The 2886-nt window shown below is 68.5% G+C and carries 3 protein-coding genes and 1 pseudogene; all 4 read left to right on the forward strand.

Translation table 11 applies throughout. The features are described 5' to 3' along the window. Positions 1-321: pseudogene (locus RIF68_RS33225) on the forward strand (hypothetical protein); the annotation flags it as partial. Positions 322-334: 13 nt separating this feature from the next. Continuing rightward, entirely contained in the window at positions 335-994 is a 660-nt protein-coding gene (locus RIF68_RS33230) for a hypothetical protein (protein WP_309055165.1), read from the forward strand. Positions 995-1639: 645 nt separating this feature from the next. Then, positions 1640-2011 carry a VOC family protein gene (locus tag RIF68_RS33235; protein ID WP_309055167.1) on the forward strand — a complete coding sequence of 124 codons (372 nt, stop codon included), beginning with the start codon at positions 1640-1642 and terminating at the stop codon, positions 2009-2011. Between the two features lie 158 nt (positions 2012-2169). Continuing rightward, positions 2170-2754, forward strand: coding sequence for a helix-turn-helix transcriptional regulator (locus RIF68_RS33240; RefSeq protein WP_309055168.1), 585 nt, complete (start codon positions 2170-2172; stop codon positions 2752-2754). Positions 2755-2886 lie beyond the last annotated feature (132 nt).

Raw genomic sequence — 2886 nt, forward strand, 5'->3', positions numbered from 1 at the left:
GACTGGGACGACCGGGTGATTCCCACCCGTGTCGGCAACAGCGAGCTCGGCTGGAAGCACTTCTCCGGTCGGCACAACATCAAGAAGTGCAAGATCGTCAATGCCGCCATCAACGGCAAGCCCGACAAGAAGAACGGCGCCCGCCTCGAGTACTGGGCCTATGCCTGGAACGGCAACCGCCGCGTGCAGGTCATCGTGATCGTCCAGTACGCCCGCAAGACCGCCGACGGACGCTACGACGCCGGCGCCGGCCAGAGGATCGGTGTCATCACCGCCTACTGCAAGGGCATGAACAGGTGCCCAGACTGGCTCAACCAGTGACATCGTTTGACGCGTGACTCCCACGTACGACGACATCGCGGAGCAGCAGGCGGACATCGTCCGCCTGCTGCTCCACCACGTTCACGCCCCCCTGCCCGATGGCCGGTTCATCCGCGGCGTCCTGCCCTCGCCGTCTCCCGCCGCAGCGGTCCGGATCGTCACCGGCCCTCGACGTGCCAGTGATCCGGGGAACTTGGTGATCTGGGAGATCCCTCTGCACACCATCGACGACCCTGAGGAGCTGGCAGGCGCGAATGACGTCCTCGGCCTCGTGCGCGCCCTGAACACCGGCACCCGGATCTTCTCCAGCAGCCGTGTCGGCACGGTGATGGGCATGACCCTCATTCAGGTGGACCCGGCGCAGGTCGCTCCCGTCGGCCCGGGAGAGTGCGACAACGCCTTCACCATCCTGCGCACCCTCACCTGCCCCTGGACCGAGGAACAGCCCGATCCGCGGTTGCGGGGATTCCTCCTCCAGGACTCCGACCGGATGCGCCTGTACGTCGACCACGAAGAGGACACCGACGTGGTCGCCGTCGACGTACGGCCGTCCGGTGCTCTGACCGCTCTGCTCGCGGCCCTTCCCGCACTGATCGGGGAAAGGGAACGGATCGTGCCGGGGGACATCGGCGACCCGCACTGCTCCCGGCTGGTCGACCTCGTGGACTGGTGACCCGTGGAGGGTTTCCCCTGTGACCGCCGCGCGGGCCGCCTCCCGGATGGGTCCGGATTCCGCGTCTCCGGGTTCGGGACGGTTCCCCATGGCTGCTTCATGCGTGGAGCGGTGTCTCCCGGTTCTTCGGGGAACCACGGCTTGCCGCTCCGGCGAAGGATCCCGCTCCTGTGGCGGCTGACGGATGAACTCGGCCCGGAAGCGAAGGCGTCCGCTGTTCTCGGAGCGCGCGAGTTTCCCCCAGCGAGGGGAGGCGTGGCGCGCGGTGGCCGCGACGACCTCGGGACAGGCGGCGATGTGGCGGCGGGGGGCCCTGATCCCGGGGTGGCTGATGCCCAGGGCGTCGAGACGGCGGCGGCGGTCGCTGGGGTGGTATCCGCGTCGGACGGCGGCGTCCCAGAGGCCGGAGCGGTGCTCGAAGCAGGCGCCGAGGGGTCTGTACGGTGAGGGGGTCTGTTCCGTAGTCGGTGGTGACGGAGGGTGTCGTCAGCCCAGGAGGATCCGGTGGCGGAGGAGAGGGAAGCTCGCGCGGCTGTCCTGTCCCAGATAACTGTTCGGAACGAACGCGCTTTCCCCGTCCCGCTCAACGGTAGGCAGCCGCCTCTATGGCGTGCACGGAAGTCCACTGATCGGCTCGGAGGTCTCATGCCCCTGCAGATGGAACTGGTCGCGATAACGCTGGACTGCCCTGATCCGCTGGCTCTGGCGGCGTTCTATCAGCAGGCCACCGGCTTTGAACCACACCCGAAGTCGGACGCCGAGTTCGCCGGTCTCAACCGTGAGGACGGGCTCTTCATCGGCTTCCAGCGGGTCGAGGACTACCGGGCTCCGAGTTGGCCTGGCGCGATCGTCCCCCAGCAGCTTCACATCTGCTTCAAGGTCGCGGAGAGCCTGGACGAGGCCGAGGCCCGGCTGCTGGAGCTGGGTGCGGGCAAGCCGGATCATCAGCCGCATGGGGACAAGGCGCGGGTCCTCACTGATCCTGCTGGGCATCCCTTCTGCATCGTCACGCGCTGATCGCCGGGTTCACGAGGGCTTCGACCTGTTTGGCTGTGGCGGTGATGGTGGTGCTGAGCCGGACATGTCGCGTGAAGCACAGCGGTGCGGAAGGCTGGGGAGTCACTGTTGCAAGCGGTTTGCTTGCAATAGTTAGCGGAGTGATGCATTGTGGAGGCATGGCATCGCTCAACGTCGGCAGTCTCGGGGAGTACCTGCGCGAGCAGCGGCGCAGTGCGCAGTTGTCGCTGCGGCAGCTCGCCGATGCCGCGGGGGTGTCGAACCCGTATCTGAGCCAGATCGAGCGCGGGCTGCGCAAGCCGAGCGCGGAGGTGCTCCAGCAGGTCGCCAAGGCGCTGCGGATCTCCGCCGAGACGCTGTACGTGCGGGCCGGGATTCTGGATGCCGAGCGGGACCGGGACGAGGTCGAGACGACGGCCGTTCTCCTCGCCGATCCGACGCTCACCGAGCGGCAGAAGCAGGTCCTGCTCCAGATCTACGAGTCCTTCCGCAAGGAGAACGGGTTCGTGGCCGGCCCGCGGGACGCGGAGCGGGTTCAGGACGAGCAGGGGGGCGACGAAGCCCCCGGCGGTGCGCCCGGCGGTGCCCGCGACGACGTGCTCGACGGCGTGCGCGGCGACGTGCCCGTCGACGTACGTGAAGACGCGCTCGACGACAGCTCCATACGCGGCCCGCGCGCGGCCGACGCGCGCACCCGCAAGACCGGCGGCGACGACGCCGCCCCGCGACGGACGGCCGGGTAGGCACAGGCCACCGGCCGCCGGCCCCGCGCGGGAGACCCGTACAACGCCCGACAACTTCCCAACCGAACGTGATCCGGGAGGACCGTCACCATGGCCATCACCGACGATCTGCGCAAGACCCTCACCGACCCC

It is taken from the genome of Streptomyces sp., from assembly GCF_031178505.1.
Classification (GTDB): Bacteria; Actinomycetota; Actinomycetes; order Streptomycetales; family Streptomycetaceae; genus Streptomyces; species Streptomyces gulbargensis.